Genomic DNA, 20,702 nt, shown 5'->3' with positions numbered 1-20,702 from the left:
TTTTAGTTTTATATCAAATTGGATTTTAGAATTTCCAACCTAATGTAATAAAGAAATTATCTCTTTTATTTTTCACTTTAGAAACAGCTGATGAACTGCTCAAAAGCTCAGTCCCACCCGGGTCAGAGTAATATCCGGACGACTGATATGGCTCTGGATCAATACTAGTCTTAACACCATATAAAAATGGATTAGAATAAGTTGATGAAATATTCTGGTAAGAAGCATCTATATAAAATGCTTGGAAGTCATATCCAATACCAGCACCAATCACATTTCTTTTTCCGATAAAAAGGTTAGAATAGGATTGATTAGAAGTTGAACCATTATCATTAAAACTAGAAATAGACATATTGTCAAAACTATTTCCCTGATAAGCATAACCACCTCTTAATCTGAAAGCCTGAATTCTATACTCTGCACCAACTCTTACTTCGGAAGAATTTTTATAGGAATCACTGAAAAAATCATTGAGTTCCTGCTCTGCGCCGCCATATTCCTTATACTTCGGTTTTGTGATTCCTTGAATGAAGTCAACATTCAAAGCGAAATTTTTATTTGGAACAAAGGCAGCACTTAAAGTTGCCTTCATTGGAGTAGATAAATTTCGGTCTTCTGAATATGTGTCAAAATAATTATCTTCTTTATAGTATTGATTATAAATTCTATCAAGATTCCACCAAGTAGGCGTCTCTATTGCAGCTCCTAATCTGAATTGATTGTTCACTTTTGCAATTACTCCAAAGTTTGCAGAAAAGCCATTGGAGTGCTCTGAGAACCGTGTGTATTGTTTGTCAAAAGTGGAAATAGCATTACCGCTTTGAAAAGCCGCTTTGTCATCCTGATCTAAATAGGAATTATGAAAGTTAAGACCAACTCCAAAATAAAGTCGGTTATCATAATTGGCACCTACCGTGAAGTTAGTTTTAGAAATATCACCAGTTCTATTATAAGCATGCCCTACATAAGAATAATTCGCTGGAGTTCCTGTAATTGGATTACTTGATATTTGAATATTGGGGTTACCTGCAGATTCAATATAATTATCGATTGACTGCGTATTATAGTTGAAACCGACATTTATAAACTTCCATTTTGAATTATCACCAAGATTGATAGATAAAACACCACCAGAGTTGTTTAAATCCGAATAATTGATTTTATAACCTATTGAAGATCCGGCAAGAGTAGTAGTATTTTTATTACTGTTGATGCCTAAAGTAAGATTTACATCACTTGCAATAAAAACTCCAACGCCGGCAGGGTTAACAAAAGATGAAGAAATATCACCACCCAATGCTCCCATAGATCCTGCCATAGAGTTATATTTCGAGGTTCCATTGATTGAGTTATTAGAATAAACATCAATTGTATTTGTAATTACTGAAACATCCTGTGCTTTAAGATAGATAAAAGAAACAGGAATGCTCAGCAGTAACAATGTTTTTTTTAGCATTTTTAATTTAAATGTATTTTTATTATAAAATATTATCTTCTTCCGCCACCGCCGGATCTCATACCGCCGCCAGATGAACCTCCGGATCTGAAACCACCGCCAGAATTGAATCCACCGGAATTACCACCTGATCTGGAAGGTGTAGAAAATGATTCATTTCTGAAACCACCATTATTTGGTTGCGTTCTGATTCCACCATTATTTCTGATTCCGCCATTGCTAGGATAATTAGGCTGAGTTCTTATTCCGCCATTATTCTGTCTAATATTACCACCATTAGGATAAGTTCTGATACCCCCGTTATTAGGAATTCTTATATTACCTTGGTTTCTGATGTTGCCATTGTTGTTTCCGTTAGCAATACGAGTAGAATTTCGGAAACCGCTGGTACTGTTTATTCCACGGAAACCGTTGGTTCTGCTTTGAGGTATCATGCCAGATAATCTTCCATTGTATCCGGATCTGTTATAAATCGGTCTGTAGTGGTTCCATCCGTTACCGTAATATCCGCCATAGTAGCCTCCCCAGCCACCATAACCATATCCCCAGAATGGATCATAAAAGCCTCCGCCCCAACCCCAAGGTGAGTAGAATGAGCTTCCCCATCCCCAGCCGAAACCTAAGCCCCAGCCAAAAGAGTTAAAGCCGCCGTTCCATCCCCAACCGTAATAAGGGTAACCCCAGCTACCATAACCTCCCCAGCCAAATCCCATTCCGCCCCAACCCCAATTGTTGAAGCTGGTATAGTTGGTTTCTGTTCCCGTATAGCTTCCCCAATCAGAATCATTGGCTAAGTTGTATCTATTCTGCTGGTCCTGAAGGTTTTGTTGGTTATTATCATAGATGCTTGGATAGGTATCTTGATAATTATAATAATCATCAACCTGATTACCATAATTGCCAGAATATGAACCTGCAGGCAAAGAATCTTTGTTAGGATCATAATATACACCATCAGTTTCTGAATAACCACCAGTATAGATCACACAAGAAGTCAAGAGAAGACTGCTGGAAATCAGAATCAAACCTTTTGATTTGATTAGATTTAAAAAGCTAGTATTGTTGATATTTTTCATTTTATGAGAAGTATTAAGTTTCATATATTTGCATTTCTTAAAAGAAACCAAATTTTATACCAGATAAATTTTATAAATACGTGTAAAATTAGGCTTTTTATTTAGATTAAAAAGATTAAAAAAAGTTAAAAAATTATATCAAAAAAATTTATGGCAAAGTTAACATCAAGAGCGGAAGATTACAGCAAATGGTATAATGAATTGGTTGTTAAAGCAGATTTAGCAGAAAATTCAGGCGTTAGAGGATGTATGGTAATTAAACCTTATGGTTACGCTATTTGGGAGAAGATGCGTGACGAGATGGATAAGAAGTTCAAAGAAACCGGACATCAGAATGCTTACTTTCCTCTTTTTGTTCCCAAAAGTCTCTTCGAAGCCGAAGAAAAAAATGCGGAAGGTTTTGCCAAAGAATGTGCTGTAGTAACGCATTACAGATTAAAAAATGATCCGGAAAATCCTGGAAAATTGATTGTTGATCCGGAAGCTAAATTAGAGGAGGAACTCATCGTACGTCCAACTTCCGAAGCCATTATTTGGAATACCTATAAAAATTGGATCCAGTCGTATAGAGATTTGCCGATTTTGATTAATCAATGGGCGAATGTTGTGAGATGGGAAATGAGAACGAGATTATTCCTTAGAACTGCTGAATTCCTTTGGCAGGAAGGTCACACGGCTCATGCTACAAAAGATGAAGCGGTTGAAGAAACTGAAAAAATGCTTGAAGTCTATGCCAAATTTGCGGAAGATTTTATGGCTATTCCGGTTATCAGAGGGATTAAATCGCCTTCTGAAAGATTTGCAGGAGCAGACGAAACTTATTGTATCGAAGCGATGATGCAGGATGGCAAAGCTTTGCAGGCTGGAACTTCACATTTCCTTGGTCAGAACTTCGGGAAAGCATTTGATGTCAAATTCACGACAAGAGAAGGAAAAATAGAACACGCTTGGGGAACGTCTTGGGGAACATCGACCAGATTAATGGGAGCTTTGATTATGACACATTCCGATGATCTTGGGTTGGTATTGCCTCCAACGTTGGCGCCGATACAAGTTGTGATCGTACCGATTTTCAAAGGAGAAGAGCAATTGGCACAGATCAGCGAAGTAGCTTTTGATATTCAATCTAGATTAAGAGCGAAAGGAATTTCGGTTAAATTCGATGACGATACACAGAACAAACCAGGTTGGAAATTTGCTGAATATGAATTGAAAGGTGTTCCTTTGAGGATTGCGATGGGACCAAGAGATTTGGAAAACAAAACTGTGGAATTAGCCAGAAGAGATAATTTAACCAAAGAATCTGTTTCTATTGATGGACTGGAAAATTATATCGAAGAATTATTACAAACAATTCAGAAAGATATTTATAACAAAGCCTTGACTTTCCGTGAAGAAAATATCACAAAAGTTGATTCTTATGATGAATTTAAGAAAGTTCTGGAAGAAAAAGGAGGATTTATTCTCGCTCACTGGGACGGAACCGAAGAAGAAGAGGAACAGATCAAACAAGAAACAAAAGCGACTATCAGATGTATTCCGCTGAATAATGACCTTGAAGATGGCGTTTCACTGATTTCAGGAAAACCATCCAAACAAAGAGTTGTATTTGCAAAATCTTATTAATATAAAAACCGTCTCATTGCTGTGAATGTGGCGGTTTTCTTTTTTTGTCATAAAGTTTATTCACCTTGCTGCTGTTAAAATTTTATTAAAATCATTATTCTACAAAAATTGTGGATTAATATTTGGTAATATTATGAGATTAATCACAAAATAAACTACTATGTCAACTAACTTAATCGACCTGATCAAAGGTCAGCTGGGACCTTCTACAGTTTCTCAGGCAGCAACACAACTTGGAGAGAGCGAATCGGGTATTTCAAAAGCAATTTCTGCATTATTACCTGCTGTTATTGGCGGTTTTGTCAATAGCAATGCACAATCAGAATTATTCAGTACTGTTAAAGATTCGGCGTCCTCCGGGGTTTTATCCAATCTTTTAGGAAACCTCAATGGAAATGATTCTGTTATATCGAAAATTCTTTCATTGATTTTTGGAGATGGCGATAAGCTGGCAGCAATCACAAATTCGGTTTCAACTTTTGCAGGCATCAAAGAAGATTCTACAACTTCCTTACTTAATTTAGTAACCGCAGCTACAGTGGGCAATCTCGGGCGATATGCAACAGAGCACAATCTGGATACAGTTTCTTTTGGTAATCTATTAAATGACCAAAAAGCCAATCTAACATCGTTATTACCTGCGGGATTTAGTTTTGCATCATTAGGTTTAGGTAATTGGTTTGGAAGTGTAGATGCGGAACCTCTGAATGTCATTCCGGAAGCTAATCAAACCCCAATCGTTGATGTTAATCCAACAACGCCTGTTACTGAAAATCCGGTGGTGACAGAGACTCCGAAAATTGATGTAACGAGAAGCGGCACAACTCATGAGATTGTTTCTGATAACGATTCCGGAGGAAGCATCTGGAAATGGTTGTTACCATTACTACTGCTTCTGTTATTAGGCTGGTTTTTCTGGAAGCAATGCAATCAAAAGGCTGATGTTGTACCAGTAGCAATGACTGATTCTACAACGGTGGTTACAGATTCTACCAATACTGCAGGAGATACTGTTGCTGTAACCAGGGAAACAACCGTTGTAACTTTGCCAAGTGGAAAAACACTTCAGGCTTACAAAGGAGGAATCGAAGACCAAATTGTAACTTTTCTGAAGTCTGATGACTATAAAAATGCAAATGAAGCGCAGTTAAAAGATAGATGGTTCAATTTTGATAACCTCAATTTTGAATTTGGTAAAGCAGTTTTAACACCAGAATCTCAGGTTCAGCTGGATAATTTGAAAATGATTTTGACTGAGTTTCCAGATGCTAAGATTAAAATCGGTGCGTACACAGATAAAAAAGGTGATGCTAATACCAATCTAAAATTGTCTGGTGACAGAGCAAATACAGTTAAATCTGCTTTGAATTCTGCACAGGTTGTAGAAGCGGAAGGTTATGGCTCCAAATTCGCTACTGTTCCTGCTGAAGCGTCTGATAAAGAAAGAGAATCTGACAGGAAAACAGCTGTAAGATTTGTAAAGTAACTTTAATTTCGATTGTATATAAACTGCCAATGATATGGCAGTTTTTTTATTGTCTGTTTGTGAGTTAAGTAAAGTATTATTATTTTTGTTAGTCTAATCTAACAATTTATATTTTTTGGAAGAAAATAAACAAAACAGAGCTTGGCGAAAAGAGAAAACTTCTAATTCTTTACACGAGGTTTTTTCCAGTGTTCCAATTCCTGAAAATGGCAGCTTCAAGAAAAAATTCATGGCTTATGTTGGCCCTGGGTTACTGATTGCTGTGGGTTATATGGATCCCGGTAACTGGGCAACGGACATTGCCGGTGGCGCACAATTTGGCTATACATTGCTTTCCGTTATTTTGATTTCGAATCTGTTTGCGATTGTTCTGCAACACTTATCTGTCAAGTTAGGAATTGTGGCGGAAAGAGATTTGGCTCAGGCTTGTAAAGATCATTTTCATCCGGTTGTTAATTTCATACTTTGGATATTTTGTGAGATTGCTATTGCTGCCTGTGACCTGGCGGAAGTGATTGGATCAGCCATTGCTCTCAATCTGTTGTTCGGCATCCCTCTGAGTTGGGGTGTTGTGATTACGATTATTGATGTTTTTCTGATCTTATTCCTGCAATCAAGAGGTTTCCGGTATATAGAAAGTATTGTCGGCGGATTAATCTTCATCATATTTGTAGCTTTCTTTTATGAAATATTCCTCAGCAAGCCTGAGATTTTCCCAATGCTGAAAGGTTTGATCCCACAGAAAGAAATCATTACCAATCCCTCGATGCTTTATATTGCTATTGGGATTTTGGGTGCGACTGTGATGCCTCACAATCTTTATCTCCACAGTAGTATTGTGCAAACCCGAAATTATCCAAGAACCGACGAAGGGAAAAAGGAAGCTTTAAAATTTGCAAGTCTGGACAGTAGCCTTTCTCTAATGCTGGCTTTTGTTATTAATGCTGCTATTCTGATTATTTCGGCCGCTACTTTCCACACTTCAGGGAATAAAGATGTTGCTGATATCAACGATGCTTATATGCTTTTGACACCACTTTTAGGAACAACATTGGCAAGTATCTTCTTCGGTATCGCATTGTTGGCTTCCGGACAAAACTCTACGTTAACAGGAACATTAGCAGGACAAATTGTAATGGAAGGCTTTCTGAGTATCCGGCTAAAACCTTGGGTTCGGAGGTTAATTACAAGGTTGATTGCTATTATTCCGGCTTTGATAGTATCTATTCTCTATGGTGAAAAAGGAACTGCAGAATTGTTGGTTTTCAGCCAGGTGATCTTGTCGATGCAATTGAGTTTTGCAGTGGTTCCATTGGTGATGTTTACAGGAAGCAAAGCCAAAATGGGAGAATTCGCTAATAAGACTTGGCTGAAAATCTTGGCTTGGGCAATAAGTATTATCATCATCATTCTGAATCTCTATCTTTTAAAAGAAACTATTTTCCCATAAAATAAAAAAACCGAATACTAAGATTCGGTTTTTTATGTTGATTTTGAACAATCTTGTTGTTCTGTGCGCAGCGCGCCCCGGGCTGAACGTAGCTCTTTTTCTTTTTTGATAAAAAAGAGAAAAGCGGGAGTGGAGCACGGATAAAGGCGCCCTAATAATTTTATTCTAATTTCTTAGAATCTGCAACGAACTGTGCCAATCCTGAATCTGTTAAAGGGTGTTTCAATAGATTAAGGATAGATGGTAGAGGAGAAGTGATAACGTCTGCTCCGATTTTTGCACAGTTGATAATATGCATAGGACTTCTGATAGATGCTGCAAGAATCTCTGTATCAAAGGCGTAATTGTCATAAATCACTCTGATTTCTTCGATCAGGTTAAGACCGTCAACAGAGATGTCGTCTAATCTTCCTAAAAACGGAGAAACATAAGTTGCACCTGCTTTTGCAGCCAAAAGTGCCTGCCCGGCTGAGAAAATCAATGTACAATTGGTTTTGATGCCTTTGTCAGAAAAATATTTAAGCGCTTTTACGCCGTCTTTGATCATCGGGATTTTTACAACAATTCTCTCGTGAAGCGCTGCCAATTCTTCTCCTTCTTTGATCATCTCTTCATAAGTTGTGGAAAGAACTTCTGCTGAAACATCACCGTCAGAGATATTACAGATGTCGATATAATGTTGGTTGATAGCCTCTTTTCCCGAGATTCCTTCTTTTGCCATCAAAGATGGGTTAGTTGTTACACCGTCCAGAATGCCTAGGTCTTGAGCTTCTTTGATCTGAGCCAGATTGGCTGTATCAATAAAAAATTTCATATATAGATTTTTATTTTGTTTTTAAAAAAGTCGTTAGCAAATATACATTTTTAGTTGGGTCTGTAAAAATCAAAAAGAAGTCCGGAGACTTCTTTTCGATTTATTTCATTCCAGCTTCTTTTGCTTTGAACTCGTTGTACTTCGCAGTATTTTGGGTGGTCATGTACATCCCTTTTAGAAGCGTTACAACTTCTTTGTTGTTAGGCTCGTTCGCATAGAGCTTTTCGGCATAAGGTAAAGCTTTCTGGAATCTGGCTCTTCTTTGATCCAAAACTTTGTTAGCTTCATCAATCTTGCCCGCTTTTTTCAAGTCTCTATATTGGTTGATCGCCGCTTCGTCTTCGCCTAAGATTGCAAATACTAGATTGTTAAGTGCGTTAGGGTATTTGGAATCAATATCAACTAATTTTTTGAAGGTAGCTTCAGCTTCGGCTTGCTTTGAAGGGTCTTTGCTCAACATTACCCCAAGGTTGTAAAGGCTATCCTTATCATTTGGGTTGCTTGCAATTTTTGACTTCAAATTATTGACAAACTCATCTGTCTTACCAGATTTAAAATAAGAGTTACTTTGAACTTGTCCTAAAGATTGATTTTTCGGGAATTTTTTCAAACCTTCTTCAGCAATCTTTCCAGCCTCGTCATATTTTTGCTGTTCGAATAATAATGACGCTGCTATCTCGTAAAGTTCTTCTTGTTTGCTTGGTGTTTTTTCAGTTTTGAAATCTGTATAATCGCTTGTCTTTTTGTAAAGATCAAATGCTGCCTTGTCCAGAGTTTCGACCTGTCCTGATTTTACATTTTTTGCAGTGTAAATCGTTTCCTCTCCAGTGTAGCCATCTTTTATTAATGATGCAAGGATCTCAGCACCTTTTGCTTTGTTATTAGCAGATTGTGCATAGGCAACTCCGGAATAATAAAGGTAATTTTTATTATCCTGACCTCCGGCTTTTAATAAATAATAGGTTTCTGAAAATTTTTCACCGGCTTTGTCAAAGTTCTTTGCAGTATATTCTTTTGTTGCTTCCGTGCTGGCAGTCTGAAGTAATGAGTTAACACTTGCTCTCACTTTTTCCGCTAATGCAGGAGAATATTTTTCCTGTTTCAAGGAAAGTCCGCTTCCTGCCTTATCAGCCGCTTCTTTACCTACAAAATAAACTTTGTTTTTTTCTGCATCTTTACCGGTAAAGATGGTCTCTGTACCTAGAGAAGAAATTTTCGCAAGATATTCCGCGCCTTCAATATTTTTTCCGGCTTTGATTAAAGATAAACCTTTTGCATAATAATATTGTTCAAGAACGGAAGGTTCCAACAAATAAGTTTTATCTCCAAAGATGCCTTCTGCCTTTGATATTTCCGAGTTTGCAGTTGTAAGATCTCCTGAATCAACAGCTTTTACAGCGTTCGCAATTTCTTTTTTCTGTGCCCAAACTAATGACACAGATAAAACAGCTAGACTTAAAATTAATTTTTTCATTTATAATACTTTTATATTTTATTCGTTATCCTCAGCTTCGTCAGCATTTTCAGCTGCTTCTTCGTCTTCAATTTTTCTCAATTCTTCTTTGTCTCCAAGATTGATTTGATTGTCGCCGGTCTGAGGTTGATCTTTGAATTCCGGGTTGTTGCTGTCATTTTCAAGTCCTTCTTCATTTTCATCTTCTACATCTTTATCCATCTCAACTTTGGCAATCGCTGCGATCTCGTCATTTCCTTTTAGATTAATGACTTTTACACCCTGCGTGTTTCTTCCCATTACTCTCAGGTCAGCAGTATTCATACGGATTGCAACACCGGACTTATTAATGATCATTAATCCATCTTCATCAGTTACACTTTGAATAGCAATCAGATTACCGGTTTTCTCTGTAATGTTAAGTGTAATTACACCTTTACCACCTCTGTTGGTGACTCTGTAATCCTCAACCGCTGTACGTTTTCCGTAACCTTTTTCGGATACCACCAAAACAGTATCATTCTCCAGGTCATTAACAACAATCATTCCGATTACTTCATCGTTATCTTCAAGGGAAATCCCTCTAACGCCGATTGAACTTCTACCAACGGCTCTTGCTTTTTCTTCAGGGAAACGGATACATTTACCATTTTTGGTAGCAATCATAATTTCAGAATTTCCATCCGTTAATTTTGCCCCTAACAATTGGTCATTATCACGGATTTCGATGGCATTAACACCATTGGTTCTCGGTCGTGAATAAGCTTCCAATGAAGTTTTCTTGATGGTTCCGTTTTTGGTAATCATCACCACATTCATTTGGTTGATGTATTCCTGGTTTTTAAGATCTTTGGTTCTGATGTAAGCCTTGATTTTATCATCTGGTTCGATGTTGATCAAATTCTGAACAGCTCTGCCTTTTGCAGTTTTTGAACCTTCCGGAACTTCGAAAACTCTCAGCCAGAAACATTTTCCTTTTTCTGTGAAGAATAGGAGGTATTCGTGGTTGGTTGCGGTTACAATATATTCGAGGAAGTCTTCATCTCTTGTCGTAGCGCCTCTGTTTCCAACACCACCTCTTGACTGGACTTTATATTCGGAAAGAAGTGTTCTTTTGATGTAACCAGCATGAGAAATTGTCAGAACTACTTTTTCATCCGGAATTATATCTTCGATAGACATTTCTCCACCAGAATAATCGATCTCTGAGCGTCTTTCGTCGCCATATTTTTCTTTAACTTCGATCAATTCATCTTTGATGATTTGATAACGTCTTGGTTCATTGGAAAGGATGTCTTCCAAATCTTTGATCAAAGCCATTATTTCTTCATACTCAGCACGGATTTTATCCAATTCCATTCCGGTAAGACGAGCCAGACGAAGGTCCAGAATTGCTTGTGCCTGAATTTCTGATAATTCGAATTCACTAATCAAACCTTCTTTCGCAGCTTGAGGATTAGCACTGTGACGGATAATTGCAATAGCTCTGTCAAGAGAATCCTGAGTGCCGATTACCTTCATAAAGCCTTCAAGAATGTGTGCTCTTTCTTTGGCTTTTCTCAGTTCATATTCAGTCCTTCTAACAATTACTTCGTGGCGGTGTTCTACGAAATGATGAATTAGATTTTTCAGGTTCAGTTGTTCAGGTCTTCCTTTAACTAAAGCAATGTTATTGACTGAAAATGAAGTTTGTAAAGAAGTGTATTTATATAAAAGGTTTAATACGACATTAGGAATTGCATCGTTCTTTAATTCGTAAACTATACGAAGTCCTTTTCTGTCAGACTCATCACGAATTTCGTAGATTCCGGTGATTTTTTCATCCTTAACCAACTCAGCAGTTCTGGCAATCATTTCTGCTTTATTAACCTGATAAGGAACTTCTGTTACGATGATCGCGTTTCTGTTTCCAATCTCTTCGAAATTAACTTTTGCCCTCAGAACAATACGTCCTCTTCCTGTGTGGAAAGCGTCACGAACTCCATCATAACCATATATAATCCCACCAGTCGGGAAATCAGGAGCGATGATATGTTTCATCAACTCATCAATGGTAATTTCTTTATTATCGATATATGCACAAATGGCATCAATACTTTCTGATAAGTTATGCGGCGCCATATTGGTCGCCATACCAACCGCAATACCGGAAGTTCCGTTAACTAAAAGATTTGGGATTTTTGTAGGAAGTACAGTAGGTTCCTGTAAAGAGTCGTCGAAGTTATTTTGAAAATCAACAGTTTCCTTATCAAGATCTGCAAGAATCTCATCAGAGATTTTCTTAAGTCTTGCTTCTGTATAACGCATTGCTGCAGGCGGGTCACCATCCATTGAACCGAAGTTACCCTGACCGTCAACCTGCTCATAACGCAAGCTCCAAGGTTGTGCCATTCTTACCATTGCGTCGTAAACTGAGCTGTCACCGTGTGGGTGATATTTACCCAAAACGTCTCCAACGATTCTGGCAGATTTCAAATGTTTTCTGTTTGAAAATACATTAAGCCCATACATACCGTAAAGAACACGTCTGTGTACGGGTTTTAATCCGTCTCTTACATCCGGTAACGCTCTTGATACAATTACCGACATCGAATAATCGATGTAAGAGGTTTTCATTTCGTCAACAATGTTGATCGGTATTAACCTTTCTCCTTCCTTATGCATAAATATTTTTAATTTATTGTAAATCAGAACGCTATGCTAGTTTCTGACCTGTTGAGTTTTTCTGTTTTTTATAACGGGCTAATTTACAAAAAAAATACGATTTTTGCATTCTGAATTTATCAACATTAATCATAAAAAATAAAAAAATGAGCATCCTAAGTATTACTTTTCATACAACAGAAAATAAAATCCAGGAATGGGATCATTATCTTGAAAATGAACTACACCAAATGGTAGAAAATCTTATGGATGTTGAAAAATATATCCTGTCCGAAGTCCATTCTGATATGGTAAATGAAGGGAAGAATACCAACCTTTTTCTTTGGTTTGATAATGATGATCTGCGCAGTCAGTTTATGGAAAGCGAATTGGTTAATATAGAAGAAAGAATTTTACAGAAATTCGGACCAGAAGTGATGATTTTTCCAACGTTTCTCAATCCAAAGAAAAAGAGATTTTAATTAGAAGAAAAGCACTTCGACTCCGCTCAGTGTGACATCTCTTACGGTAAAGTTTAAATGTCGGTCTGAGGCTCTCGAAGACTTTATAATTTTCTAGGAACAATTTTTGGAGTTACTTTGTAGCTCCTTTATTTTTATCAATATGTTCGATAAACAGCAACGAAAACTCAAACGATCTGCCAAATTAATCTCTGTTTTAAGCAAGTATGGATTCAAAGATTTGATTGCCAGGATGGGCAAAAAGCCAGAAGAAAGTTCTGTAAATGAAATTGTTTCCAAAGGAACGGTTTATGAAAGAATCAGATTGGTTTTGGAAGAGTTGGGGCCAACGTTTGTGAAGCTTGGGCAGACTTTCAGTAATCGGGAAGATTTGTTGCCACCGGAATTGATTCAGGAATTACAGAAACTTCAGGATCGAGTTGAGGTTGTTGAAATGAATGTTGAGGAAATCCTTGAAAATGAATTCAATATTTCGGTCAAAGAACATTTTTCGGAAATCATTTTAAAGCCTGTGGCGACTGCATCTATTGCTCAGGTTTACAAAGCCACTTTAATTTCTGGTGAAGAAGTGATTCTGAAAATTAAAAAGCCTGATGTTCTCAGTGTTATTGAAGATGATTTACTTCTTATTAAAGATTTAGTAAAGCTAATCTCTACTTATTCTGAAATTGCTTCAAAACTAAATCTGAAGCAAGCCATTGCAACCTTCGAAAAGTCTTTGTTAGAAGAAGTTTCTCTGGTTAATGAACGAAATAACATCAAGCAATTCTCTCTCAATTTTAAAAATAATAAAGAAACTTACGTTCCGATTGTTTATGACGAATTTTCCAACAATAATGTCCTTTGTATGGAGTTTATTGACGGAATCAAAGTCACAGATAAAACAGAACTTTTACGCCATAATATTGATCCGGTTAAAATTTCGGAAGTTGGATTAAGGCTTTTTGTTTCTCAGATTTTGGATTACGGATTTTTCCACGCTGATCCTCACGCAGGAAATATTTTGGTGAAAAAAGATGGAAGAGTAGTTTTTATAGATTTTGGTGCGGTTGGGAAAATCCAGCCAAATGATAAGGAGATTTTGGAGAGTCTGATTGTTGCTTTTGTTGCGAAGAATTCTAATAAAATTGTACGTTCTCTCAAGAAAATGGCGGTGAGTTATGAGATTCCGGATGATAGGAAATTTGAAAATGATGTGGATGAAGTTCTGAATTTCGTTCACAGCACCTCTTTAAAAGATATTGATCCGCACATTATCATCAACAAAATGAAAGATGTTCTTAAGGATAATCAGCTTTATATGCCAGATTATTTTTATCTTTTGTTCAAAGGGATTGGTTTGATAGAAGGCGTTGGCAGAACCATTAATCCGGATTTGGATATTGTAAAAAGTCTACATCCTTACACCAAGAAAATATTAACGAAGAAAATCAGTCCGAAAAAACTCCTGAAAAACGGAATGGATAAAGTGATTAATTTCACGGATAATGTAGATGAAATTCCAAAAGAACTTCGTTCTGTTCTGCAAAAACTGGATGATAATAAATTCACGATCTCAAGTGAAATCAAAAATATTGAGAAAACGAATAACCTTATTAAATCTAGCATCATTAATCTGATTTTAGCGATGATTCTGGGAGCGAATATTATTGCAACTGCCATAGTTTTTGTTTCAGAATCAGGTCCAAGGATTGGAGAAATGTCTTTGGCGGCGGTTTTAGGATTTGTGTTTTCTATTTTCCTAGTTATAGTTTTATTATTAAGGATTACAAGAAAGTGATTATGTCATTTGTTAAACACAAAGGCACAATGTTTTTTTAATTCAAATTAGATTAGGGCACAAAGTACAACTTAGTTAAATAAAAATCTTTGATTTTCTTCGAGGCTTAGTATAATCTAGAGCTAATATATTCTTTGTGTCTTTGTATTTAACTTCGAGCAGATTTATTTTAAAATTTCTTTCTCAGAATCGCTTGTTTTCAACACTTATTTGTAATCCAAATAAATACATTAAATTTGCACCAAATTTTAGACGAAATACATTAATTAAAAGTACTCAATACGGAGTACAAACAAACAATTTATGAGTGCACCTCAAGCAATTACAGAGCTGATTACTCTTGCAGACGGCAGAGAAATCACAATCGAAACAGGGAAGCTGGCAAAACAAGCTGACGGATCTGTAGTCGTAAAAATGGGCGGAACAATGCTTTTAGCAACGGTTGTAGCCAACAAAGAAGCCAATCCTGGTGTAGACTTTTTACCTTTAACAGTTGATTACAGAGAAAAATTCTATGCAGGCGGTAAAATCCCCGGAAACTTTTTCAGAAGAGAAGCCAGACCATCTGATCAGGAAATCCTGACAATGCGTTTGGTTGACAGAGTTTTGAGACCTTTATTCCCTGAAGATTTCCACGCGGAAGTTCAGGTAATGATTTCATTAATTTCTTATGACGGACAGTCGATTCCTGATGATTTAGCAGGTTTGGCAGCGTCTTCAGCGATTGCGATTACTGATATTCCTTTCAATGGGCCAATGTCTGAAGTAAGAGTAGTTAGAATTGATGGTCAGCTTTCTATCAATCCTAAATTCGAAGATCTTAAAAATTCTGACCTTGATATTATGGTTGGAGCAACTAAAGATTCTATCGTAATGGTGGAAGGTGAGATGAAAGAAATCACGGAAGCAGAAATGCTTGAAGCGATTACTTTTGCTCACGAAGAAATCAAAAAACAAGTTGAAGCTCAGGAAAGATTAGCTGAGAAAGTAGGAAAAGCTTTCCCTAAAAGAGAATACAATCACGAAAATCACGATGAAGCCATCCGTGAGAAAGTGTGGAAAGAAACTTACGATAAAGTTTACGAAGTAGCTAAAACTCCTTCCAGTAAAGAAGAAAGAGGAGAAAAGTTCAAAGCGGTACGTGATGAATTTTTAGCTCAATATGTTGATGATGCAGAAGAACTAGAAAGAGTAACCCCTTTCGTAAAAGTATATTACCACGATGTTGAAAAAGAGGCGATGCGTCAGATGATTTTGAATGATAAAATTCGTCTTGATGGTCGTGATCCTCAAACGATTCGTCCGATCTGGAGCGAAATCGATTATTTACCGGGAGCGCACGGTTCTGCGATCTTTACAAGAGGAGAAACTCAGTCTTTAACGGCTGTAACGCTTGGTTCTGTAAAAGACGCAAATATGGTGGACAGCGTAATGGTCAATTATGACGAAAGATTCTTCCTTCATTATAACTTCCCTCCATTCTCAACGGGTGAAGCTCGTCCTTTAAGAGGAACTTCTAGAAGAGAAGTTGGTCACGGAAACCTGGCTCAAAGAGCTTTAGCGAATATGATTCCTGAAGAAAATCCTTATACCATCCGTGTTGTTTCTGATATTTTGGAATCAAACGGTTCGTCTTCTATGGCGACAGTTTGTGCAGGAACTTTAGCATTGATGGATGCGGGTGTTCAGATTCATAAGCCGGTTTCAGGTATTGCAATGGGATTGGTAACTGATGTTAAAACAGGGAAGTTTACCGTACTTTCTGATATTTTAGGAGATGAAGATCACTTAGGTGATATGGACTTCAAAGTAACGGGAACTGCAGACGGAATTACGGCGTGTCAGATGGATATCAAAATCCAGGGGCTTTCTATGGATATTATGGAGAAAGCGCTTCTACAAGCCAAAGAAGGAAGACTTCATATTTTAGATAAAATCACTGAAACTATTGCTGCTCCAAGAGAAGATGTGAAACCTCACGCTCCGAAAATGGTGATGATGGAGATCCCTAAAGATTTCATCGGTGCTGTTATCGGGCCTGGTGGAAAAATCATTCAGCAGATGCAGAAAGATACGGATACCGTTATCGCTATTGAGGAAGTTGGAGAAATCGGAAGAATCGAAATTTCCGGTATCAGCAGAGAGAAAATCAATGAAGCGGTTGCGAAAATCAATGAAATTACTTTTGTACCGGTTGTAGGCGAAGTTTACCAAGGTAAAGTAGTGAAAGTAATGGATTTCGGAGCTTTCGTAGCGATTGCTAAAGGTACTGAAGGATTGCTTCACATCTCAGAAATCGAGTGGGCAAGACTTGATAAAGTTCCTTACAAAGAAGGTGACGAAGTGGAGGTGAAATTTATGGGTTATGATGACCGTAAGAAAATGAAACTTTCAAGAAAAGTTTTGTTGCCAAGACCACCAAGACCTGAAAAGAAAGAAGGTGAGCAGAGAGGTCCAAGACCTGAAGGTCAGAACAGACCGGAAAGACCAGCGAGACCGGAAGGTAAAGTAAATCCTGAAGGTAAAGACCAGCCGGGAGAGCACAAGCCTTTGAACGAAGCTTAAGATTATCTTAATCATATAGAAAACCACCGAAATTCGGTGGTTTTTTTGTGGGTTTTTGTTGAAAATCCTTCGAGAGCATCAGGATGACACCGCTACTATTAGATTTATATATTGCTTATGACTTAAGAGTATTATTTCAAGTAATGAGAATATACTTTACAGTGCCAAGAATATGATTTGCAGTTGGGAAAATATGCTCTAAAGTAATGAGAATATAATTTGCAGTAGCGACAATATCTTTCACAGTAGGGGTAATGTGATTTTAAGTAATGACAATATGCTCTGCAATAGTGAGAATATGGTTTGCAGTCATAAGAATATGATTAATAGTTATGGCAATATTAATCTTGTTACAAGCATATAAAAAACATCCTGACTGGAAATTCAGTCAGGATGTATAGTGTTATGTTTTGATGCTAAAATCTGTGAATATCTGTAGATTTTAGCTTTTTACTACTGTAAATTTTATTGCAGATACTGTTTCAAATTCCGGGGAGGTTGCTCCGTAAATCGTCTTGACATATTTTTTGACGTTTTGGGCGATGGTGTAGAGTCCTGTTTCTTCTGCGTATAAAACCTGATCTCTTTCTGTGAGTTTGATATTCAGTTCTGCTTCGGTCTGGTTTACTGGTTGGGTAGTGCTCACCAGTGATGCGTGATAGGAAGTGAGATTGTTTAATTTTAAATCGTCCTCATTAGGCGTGTAAGCGGGGATCGTTGCCAGCAACTGTAACAGAATCCCGAAATTCTCTGCCTGTTGAGTGTAGGATTGGCGGGAAGTGGAAATTGAGTTGTTGTTTGATGATTGTCCGTTGTCGGGATTTTCGGAGGTTGTCTTTTTCTTTTGTCCGCCTTGTATGGTGCGGTTTAAAGTTCTGGCTTGGTCGATAGTTGCCTGCTGTAATCCCAAAATGTCTAAGAAGCTGACAATACGGGTGCAGATTGGTTTTAGATTTTCGTAAGCGGTTTGACGCACTGCAATGGCATTTTTGTTGGCGGTTCGTTTTTCTTCTACTTCGCTGAGTTTTGCAACGGCAGTGGTGTAGAGGTTTTGGAGACTGGTGACCGATAGATTTGCTACCGGTGGATTGTAGAGTGTGTAAACGCTAACTTGTTCGATTAGTTTTTGCAGGTTGGCTACGTTTTTAGCGTGTCCTACTTCGGATGTACTAGACATAATATTTGTGTTTTAAATTGTTTTTTCAAATATAGAATTTATTTTGAATTGAAATTATTTTTAGGCTAAATATTTTGTTATCAGTATATTATGTTAAATTGGGGAATGGGAAACCCTAGCGGGAGGCTAGGGTTTTTGGTTTTGTTGTGGGGAAGTGTGGATTGGAAATTTGTGCTATCAGGGTTTTTAGATTAATTATTGTTTGATTATACGGTCTGTATAGACATTGTTTTCTGTTTTTACTGTGATCAGATAAACTCCGTTTTTTAGAGATTTCAAATCTATTTCAGATGAGGATTTGGAGTTCAGATTTTTCAACAGTTTACCGGAAAAATCCCGTATTTCCACATTTTTCAAAGGTGATTTGGTGTGTATGTATAGTTTTTCCTTAACGGGATTCGGAAAAATCTTGAGAACCACATCATTATCACCAATTGGCGTACCTACAGAAAGCGCTGTGCTATCCATTGCTTCAACAAAATAATTGTCAAAAGCACTTGTATATGCTGTTGTCAGCTGGCTAGAACTATCAGGCATATAAGCAATATTGAAATGGGTCGGATAAAAACCTGTTACAACAGAAGTGGAAATATTGGTGAAAAAATTTCCATTGGGGGTAACCCAATTTACTTGTCCTGTATCTTCATTATAATAATAACTTAGTGTAATCCATGTGTTTTTTGGTATAACCATATTCCCTAATGCAAAGTAATGAAGGCTATAGGTATTTCCGTTTTTCATGGTTGCCTGCCCATATATCTTTCCATCTTTATAGTTATAATGAACCCCCGCTAAGACTCCTGTTGTCAAAGTTCCTTCTAAGTTACCAGTAATATTGCATCTGAACTGATTTTCAGCTGCCCCGCCTACAGGATTACCGGTATAGATATCAATTTTTCCTCTTATAATGTTATTGCCTGACTTTCTAGAGCGCCAATCCAGATATGATTTTGTTACAAGCCTGATGCTGGATGATGTTCCGTCTAGACCAGATTTGATCTGAAAAGATTTCCCGTGGTCTGCATCTATTTCCACAATCTGGTAGTCCGGAGCGGAGCCGCCCTGTAGATAGAAACCATCCTGGCCGGGCAGTTGCCCAGTGAAATTGGTTCCAACATCTCCACTGGTCAAATCGTTTAAGTCTCCTGAGAGCATTACTTGTGCATTGGATAGTAATGTAGCTATCCCGAAAACGAATGTTAGGATTTTGTTATTCATAAAAAAAATTAATGTTTAAAAAATGTTAAGTTTTGCTATTTAAAATGAAAGTTGAATTCAATTGTTTTTTAGATATTTTAGGACGAATCCAATCTTATTTTTCACTGAATTATTGATTTTTATGTCTGGGATGATTCCTGTTTTATTATATCCTTGCGTAATGATTCTGTCATTTAATGTAAAAGTTGGATATCCGAAATAGATCCCGTGTTTTTCACAGTTGAGCTTGATAAGATTGATATTGTTGTAATCTACAACACCTCCTGTATTATCACCCATCGTTATTACTTTGTCGCTAACCGCTTTTGAATGGAGAATGAAGGTTTCTGTAGCGCTTATATTGCTTCTATCTGTCAGAATCACTATTTTTTTGAGATTAGTCTTTTCGGGATTCATTTCTAATGTGCCAAAGTCAGGCCCCGGAACTATTTTTCCTTTGTTTTGCTTCATTGCCTTTATGACGGATAAATAAGGATTGTCTTGTCCCTTGTTGGAATTGAATTTTTCAAAATAATCAATATTGTCATCAGAGGCAATTGCCAAACCTCTTTCATTATGAATAGGTTTCTCGTAATACAAACTCAATAAGTCAAAATATATCCCGTTGCCGCCCGTATTTCCCCATATATCAATGATTAAATTATTTGTGCTTTTCAGTTCTTTTTCATTATCAATAAGAACTTGGTTTAAATCTTTTGCATCAATCAGAAAGGAAGGTATTGTAAGCAATGCATTTTTATTATCAATTTTTTTGAAACCTGGAGCGGTTGGATTGTAAACAGGTTCTTCTCTGGAATTTAATCTTCCCCAGGTTATACCACCCCAAATTGACAGCAATGAGTTGTCTTTATATGGTGTTACTTTTACATATCGGGAGGCGTATCTGTTCGTATAATAAAATCCTTCATATTTATGCTTGGAATCATTAACTGCAAATTTAATTTCCCCAATTTTGGTTTTATCATCACAATCTACAATCACTGCCACATATTCAAAAGAAATATTAGCATTCTGGTTTTTAATGATCATAAATTTTGAAATTCCATCCGTCCAATAACCTTCTATTGTATCAGAATCGAATACTTTGTGAATATTTGGATTAAAAATGTTCTGTTTTATTTCATATTTTGTTCTTGCCAGATCCTCCTCGGAAAAGTTTGGATATTCGGTTACAAACAAGTGTCCGTCTTTAAAAAATGCGAGAAAATCTTGCAATACTTGTGAACAGTTTTGTGCTTCTGTTCTATCCGTAAGTGATTTGTACTTTAATTTTCTGCTTTCATATTCCTTTTCTATTTCCAATTTAGTAAGATGATAAGCTATATAATTGTTCTCAAGCTTTTCAGTCATTTTCTCAAACGTCTGGCTACAATTGCAATCGTAATTTTGAGCTTTAGTAGCAGAATGAAGAAATATGCAAAAACCTGTTATCGTTAATTGTTTAATTAATTCCCTGTACATTCTATGTGTAATTTT

General features: G+C 36.9%; 14 protein-coding genes. 6 read left to right on the top strand and 8 right to left on the bottom strand.

Annotated features, from left to right (window positions below; all coding sequences use genetic code 11):
• Nucleotides 1-25: 25 nt before the first annotated feature.
• Together BXY58_RS16205 and BXY58_RS16200 are read right to left on the bottom strand one after the other, a co-directional pair.
• Nucleotides 26-1,456 (bottom strand): OmpP1/FadL family transporter, encoded by a 1,431-nt coding sequence (locus BXY58_RS16205; protein ID WP_185140481.1) that lies wholly within the window; start codon nt 1,454-1,456, stop codon nt 26-28.
• A 32-nt stretch (nt 1,457-1,488) separates the two neighbouring features.
• Nucleotides 1,489-2,556, bottom strand: a complete 1,068-nt coding sequence (locus BXY58_RS16200; RefSeq protein ID WP_229728432.1) for a prolyl-tRNA synthetase — start codon at nt 2,554-2,556, stop codon at nt 1,489-1,491.
• Between the two features lie 126 nt (nt 2,557-2,682).
• Between BXY58_RS16200 and proS the strand changes: the two genes are divergently transcribed.
• From proS to BXY58_RS16185, 3 genes are all read left to right on the top strand, one after another.
• Complete coding sequence (gene proS, locus BXY58_RS16195) at nt 2,683-4,158, top strand: proline--tRNA ligase (protein WP_120214918.1); 1,476 nt, start codon at nt 2,683-2,685, stop codon at nt 4,156-4,158.
• Nucleotides 4,159-4,318: 160 nt separating this feature from the next.
• On the top strand, nt 4,319-5,644 hold the full coding sequence (locus BXY58_RS16190; protein ID WP_120214917.1) for an OmpA family protein: 1,326 nt from the start codon (nt 4,319-4,321) through the stop codon (nt 5,642-5,644).
• A gap of 115 nt (nt 5,645-5,759) precedes the next feature.
• The gene (locus tag BXY58_RS16185) at nt 5,760-7,094 is read left to right on the top strand and encodes an Nramp family divalent metal transporter (RefSeq protein ID WP_120214916.1); all 1,335 of its coding nucleotides are present in this window, start codon (nt 5,760-5,762) and stop codon (nt 7,092-7,094) included.
• Nucleotides 7,095-7,254: 160 nt separating this feature from the next.
• On the opposite strand, the gene fsa is transcribed toward BXY58_RS16185, so the two are convergent.
• The 3 genes from fsa to gyrA all read right to left on the bottom strand — a co-directional run bounded on the left by fsa (nt 7,255) and on the right by gyrA (nt 12,025).
• Nucleotides 7,255-7,908, bottom strand: a complete 654-nt coding sequence (fsa, locus tag BXY58_RS16180; RefSeq protein WP_120214915.1) for a fructose-6-phosphate aldolase — start codon at nt 7,906-7,908, stop codon at nt 7,255-7,257.
• Nucleotides 7,909-8,008: 100 nt separating this feature from the next.
• On the bottom strand, nt 8,009-9,382 hold the full coding sequence (locus BXY58_RS16175) for a tetratricopeptide repeat protein (RefSeq protein WP_120214914.1): 1,374 nt from the start codon (nt 9,380-9,382) through the stop codon (nt 8,009-8,011).
• A gap of 18 nt (nt 9,383-9,400) precedes the next feature.
• Nucleotides 9,401-12,025 carry a DNA gyrase subunit A gene (gyrA, locus tag BXY58_RS16170; RefSeq protein ID WP_120214913.1) on the bottom strand — a complete coding sequence of 875 codons (2,625 nt, stop codon included), beginning with the start codon at nt 12,023-12,025 and terminating at the stop codon, nt 9,401-9,403.
• 146 nt (nt 12,026-12,171) lie between these two features.
• Here gyrA and BXY58_RS16165 point away from each other — a divergent pair, with 146 nt between their 5' ends.
• From BXY58_RS16165 to BXY58_RS16155, 3 genes are all read left to right on the top strand, one after another.
• Nucleotides 12,172-12,486 (top strand): DUF4286 family protein, encoded by a 315-nt coding sequence (locus BXY58_RS16165; RefSeq protein ID WP_120214912.1) that lies wholly within the window; start codon nt 12,172-12,174, stop codon nt 12,484-12,486.
• A 142-nt stretch (nt 12,487-12,628) separates the two neighbouring features.
• Entirely contained in the window at nt 12,629-14,266 is a 1,638-nt protein-coding gene (locus BXY58_RS16160; protein ID WP_120214911.1) for an ABC1 kinase family protein, read from the top strand.
• A gap of 303 nt (nt 14,267-14,569) precedes the next feature.
• Nucleotides 14,570-16,831 (top strand): polyribonucleotide nucleotidyltransferase, encoded by a 2,262-nt coding sequence (locus BXY58_RS16155; protein WP_120214910.1) that lies wholly within the window; start codon nt 14,570-14,572, stop codon nt 16,829-16,831.
• 442 nt (nt 16,832-17,273) lie between these two features.
• Here BXY58_RS16155 and BXY58_RS16150 read toward each other — a convergent pair whose 3' ends face one another.
• The 3 genes from BXY58_RS16150 to BXY58_RS16140 all read right to left on the bottom strand — a co-directional run bounded on the left by BXY58_RS16150 (nt 17,274) and on the right by BXY58_RS16140 (nt 20,687).
• Entirely contained in the window at nt 17,274-18,008 is a 735-nt protein-coding gene (locus tag BXY58_RS16150; protein ID WP_120214909.1) for a hypothetical protein, read from the bottom strand.
• A 195-nt stretch (nt 18,009-18,203) separates the two neighbouring features.
• Nucleotides 18,204-19,226, bottom strand: a complete 1,023-nt coding sequence (locus tag BXY58_RS16145; protein WP_120214908.1) for a T9SS type A sorting domain-containing protein — start codon at nt 19,224-19,226, stop codon at nt 18,204-18,206.
• A gap of 57 nt (nt 19,227-19,283) precedes the next feature.
• Nucleotides 19,284-20,687: a S41 family peptidase gene (locus tag BXY58_RS16140; protein ID WP_120214907.1), complete on the bottom strand. Its 1,404-nt coding sequence runs from the start codon at nt 20,685-20,687 to the stop codon at nt 19,284-19,286.
• Between the last annotated feature and the right edge of the window lie 15 nt (nt 20,688-20,702).

Origin of the sequence: Epilithonimonas arachidiradicis (assembly GCF_003610695.1) — a bacterium.
GTDB lineage: Bacteria > Bacteroidota > Bacteroidia > Flavobacteriales > Weeksellaceae > Epilithonimonas > Epilithonimonas arachidiradicis.
Note: the sequence above shows the minus strand (reverse complement) of the source record. Positions and strands in the feature narration are given on the sequence as shown.